4 protein-coding genes are annotated in these 4204 nt (G+C 67.5%); 1 reads left to right on the top strand and 3 read right to left on the bottom strand.

Annotated features, from left to right (window positions below):
• The 3 genes from ACRDU5_RS10875 to ACRDU5_RS10885 form a co-directional block, all read right to left on the bottom strand.
• The coding region (locus tag ACRDU5_RS10875; RefSeq protein WP_526614509.1) for an HD-GYP domain-containing protein at positions 1-1230 on the bottom strand (1230 nt) is incomplete at its 3' end.
• Between the two features lie 31 nt (positions 1231-1261).
• Positions 1262-2008 carry a hypothetical protein gene (locus tag ACRDU5_RS10880; RefSeq protein ID WP_526614511.1) on the bottom strand — a complete coding sequence of 249 codons (747 nt, stop codon included), beginning with the start codon at positions 2006-2008 and terminating at the stop codon, positions 1262-1264.
• Between the two features lie 60 nt (positions 2009-2068).
• Positions 2069-2809: a TetR/AcrR family transcriptional regulator gene (locus tag ACRDU5_RS10885; protein WP_526614512.1), complete on the bottom strand. Its 741-nt coding sequence runs from the start codon at positions 2807-2809 to the stop codon at positions 2069-2071.
• 153 nt (positions 2810-2962) lie between these two features.
• Between ACRDU5_RS10885 and ACRDU5_RS10890 the strand changes: the two genes are divergently transcribed.
• Complete coding sequence (locus ACRDU5_RS10890; RefSeq protein WP_526614513.1) at positions 2963-4147, top strand: NAD(P)/FAD-dependent oxidoreductase; 1185 nt, start codon at positions 2963-2965, stop codon at positions 4145-4147.
• The last annotated feature ends 57 nt before the right edge of the window (positions 4148-4204 follow it).

Here is a 4204-nt window from a genome sequence, read left to right on the forward strand (position 1 = left end):
CCGTGGCTCACGAGCGGACTGGTAACCGACGGCGGCGGCGAGCAGGCGGTCCGCCATCGGCAGCGCGGCGTCGGACAGATTGCGTGGATAGCCGGACCCGTCCACACGTTCGTGGTGGTTGCCGGCCAGCAGCGCGACCCGCTCCAGACCAGCGACGTGGCTGAGGATCCGCACCGTCATGTACGGGTGTAGCCGCATCCGCTCGAACTCGGCCGAACTCAACGGCGCCGGCTTGGACCAGATTTGGTTGGACACCCCGATTCGGCCCAGGTCGTGCACGTATCCGGCACGTCGAATCAGGGCCACATTGTCGGCCTCGAGGCCGGCCGCGGTACCGGCGTCGGCGGCAAGGGCGGCGACCGCCCGCGAATGACCAAGGGTGAAGGGACATTTCAGGTCGACGAAGTCACCCAGCGCGACGAGCAGGGCGTCGAGCGCATCTTCGTCCAGTCGGGTGTTCCGATCGGGCGCTTCCCTCAACGCGGCCGCCCATGCGTCTCCCGCCGGTGGACCTGCCAGGATGTCGTCGGCGTTGGCGATGACCACATCGACCAGTTGGGGGTCGAACTGGCCGCCCCTGCGGCCGCGTGCCATCGCCACCGCGCCCTCGACACCGTAGGACCGCTGGTGCACCTCCAGCATGTCGGCGAGCTGAGCGACCCGCATCTCGATCGGAATCGCGTCTCCGCTCGCACCGGAGGGCAGCCCGCCGCCGTCGAAGCGCTCGAAGGTGAACGCCAGCGCCGTCTGGACGTTGGCGCTCAACCCTATCCGGTCCGCCAGCAGCGCCGCCGAGGTGCAGTGCGAATGGATCAGCCGACCGAAATGGCCGCGCGCGTTGGCCAATAGCGACGCCATGACGCTCAGTCGACGCAGCAGCGACTCGCCGCGCGCGACATTGCTCAACAGGAAACGTTGGTAGGGCAGCCCCGACCAGTCGACCAGATAGGAGTCGTGTCGGACCGCGATGTCGTCGCCGAACCACTGCGCATATTCGTGCGAGTCGGCGTGACAGCCGATCCACATGATCAACGTGGCGTAGTAGGTGCAGTCCCGCTGCGTGTGGGTGAGGCCGAGTCGGTCGGCGATTCTCGTCGCGATCAGCGCGGAGCGCAGCATGTGCTCGGCGGGCTGACCGAGCCCCAGGTCGATCGCCACCGACAGCGCCGCCAACACCTCGGCCCGGCTTGGCGCGGGCCGGGGTGTCGAAGCGGCGGGTCGTGACCCCATGGGCAAATTGTGCCCGGCAGTCACGGCGTGGTCAGCCGATCAACGCAGTGTCACCGGCGCCGGCGTGCCGATCGCCGTCGAAATTCTCGAAGTGACCACTGCCGATCACGCACAAACCCTTTTGGGGCGGACGGAAGTCGGCCAGCCGCGCCTGGCGGGGCAGCGGCCCGATCGGACCGAGATCCTCGTCGCGCAGCACCGCCCGGGACGCCGACACCGCCCAGAGCTGCTTCGGCGCGACCATGAAGTGCTGGCCGTTCGGCGCGGCCCCGGCGAGCCGAACGTGGCCTGCGCCCAACGTCAGACCCGCGACACGGCCGACGATGCCGAGAACCGTCCGGTTGGTCCACGCCCGCTCCGGAAGACGCGCACCGAACGCGCTCAGAACCCGGGTTCTCACCGTCGTCGTGGTGTGGACGGACCACTCGAGCAGACCGGGGATCGATACCCGGAACCACCAGGGTGAGATCCACTTGACTTCGATGTCGCATTGGATGGCGTCATTGCCGGTCGCCGAACTGAAATAGCGGGCGCAACTCTGGTCGGCCGGGGTGGTGGCGTAGAACGTCCAGTTGCCCGCCGGGTCGCGATGCCACACCGACAGGTAGGCCGGTGCGAACGACGCGGTCGGGAATTGGCGCAAGGCCAGATAGTGGCCACTTTCAAAGGGCAGCCCCATGACGCCGAAACCGGCGAATCGCTCGTCGTCCCCGTCCGGCAGAACGGGGTTATCGAGGACGGCCATAACGGCGTCGCGGGGGTTTTCTGGTCGTGTCATGACCCGATGATCGTTTCGGCGACCGCCTCAGCGCATGAGGCGGTTGCCTCAAATCGGCCGTCAGGCCACCGATTCGCGGCGGCGGACCCCGTCGTGCAGCGGCAGATCCGGGTCGATCTTGATGCCGAGCAGTTCGCAGGTGCCGTTGATGGCGCCGACCATGATCGTCGTCAGGTGTGCGACGAACTCCTCGGGCGGCATCCGGCGCGGGCTGTCTTCCTCGGGCCCCAGCCACCAGTCGGTCGCCGAGGCGGCCGAACCGAACGTGGCGAACGCCGCGAGCTCGATCGCGGCTCCGTCGAGCTCCATCTCCCGCAGCTCGTTGTTGAACATGTCGGCCATTGCGAGCGTGATCCCGCGGCCCTCGTTCAGGGCCCGCATGGCCGACTCGCTCTGCTCGGCGAAGCGGCCCTGCATCAGGAACCGCACCACATTCGGGTGCTCGTCGACCAGGCGCACATATTGCTCGACGCTGCGGCGGATCACCTCTCGGGCCGGGTCGGTGGCGAGGTTGATGGACGGGAAGATCGCCGCCCACAGCACGTCGCGCAGCCGTTCGCCGATCGCCTGGAAGAGGTCGGACTTGTCGGTGAAGTGCCGGTAGATCTTCGGCTTCGCGGTGCCGGCCTCCTCGGCGATCTCCCGAAGGGACAGTTCCGGTCCGAGCCGGTCGATCGCGCGGAAGGCGGCGTCGACAATCTCCGAGCGCACCTTCTTGCGATGTTCGCGCCAGCGTTCGCTGCGGGCGTCGACCTTGACGCCCGCCTCGCCGCTGGACCGCGACCGCGACCTTCCTCGCACCCGATCACTGTACCTGCCCGGATGCCGCTGACCTGGCCAGACCGTGCCGGGACACGCTATTCACCGGCGTACGCAGGCATCTTTGGCCGCCGAGATGACCAGCGCCAGCTTGGGTACTATCGCAGCGACAGCCCGACAAACGAGACGAGGCGCATGACGCAGCGTTACGACCTAGTCATCGCGGGTGGCGGGCCTTCCGGTTCGGCCGCCGCGTGGCAGGCCGCTCAGACCGGCGCGAAAGTGGTGGTGCTGGACAAGGCCGAGTTTCCGCGCGACAAGCCGTGCGGCGACGGCCTGACCGCGCGGGCGGTGAGCTATCTGCAGAAGATGGGGTTGGCCGAGGAGGTCTCCAAGTTCCACCGTGTCGACCGGGTCACGGTGTTCAGCCCGAGCCAGTGGGAGCTGTCGTTTCCGAAGCGTCCGGGCATGCCCGACCACGGCCACACGGTGAGCCGAACCGAGCTCGACACGCTGCTGCTCAAGCACGCCGAGTCGGCGGGCGCCGAGGTGCGGCAGTCCGCAGAGGTGACCGGGCCCGAGCTGGACGCCGACGGCCGCGTCGTCGGGGTGAGGTTGAAAAGCGGCGAGAAGGTGTACGGCGACGCCGTCATCGCCGCCGACGGCGCCTACTCCCCGATCAAGCGGGCACTCAAGATCGACTCGGAGTACAACGGCTACTCGGCGATCGCGATCCGCGCGGAGATGCACGCCAACCGTCCGGACTCCGACAGCCTCGACATCTATCTCAAGCTGGCGTTCCAGGGCGACCAGCTGCCGGGCTACGGCTGGGTCTTCCCAATGGGCAGTGGACGATTCAACATCGGACTGGGATATGTCAACAGCTACAAGAATTGGCAGTCCATCAACGCCACCCAGTTCCTCGGCGAGTTCCTGACGACGCTGCCGCCCGAATGGGAACTGCCGCCGATCGAGGAACTGAAGAAGAACAAGAGCGTTCGGGCATGGCGGCTGCCGATGGGCTTCACCGCCTGGCCGCCGTGGCGTCCCGGAGTGCTGTTCACCGGTGACTCGCTGGGCGCGGGCAAGCCGGCGTCGGGTGCGGGCATCTCCAAGGCACTCGAATCCGGGCTTGCCGCAGGCGAATGCGCGATCGCTGCGCTGCAGAACAGCGGGCCCGACGACTTCACCAATTACGCGCAGCGGATGGAGGCGGCGTGGGGTAGGGAGTATCGGCGCGGCCGGTACTTCCACAAACTGGCCGGTATTCCCGCCGTCGCCAACACCGGCATCAAGTTCATCGATAACGGCTTCTTCCGCGACCGCATGCTCAAGGCGTTGTACAAGAAGGCCCAGGGCCCGCAGCACACCTACAAGTAGGCAGCCCGCCACGGCCGCGACTGTGCGGTTTCGTACGCCGCATCCGGCGCGTCGCGT

It is taken from the genome of Mycobacterium sp., assembly GCF_050701515.1.
Classification (GTDB): Bacteria; Actinomycetota; Actinomycetes; order Mycobacteriales; family Mycobacteriaceae; genus Mycobacterium.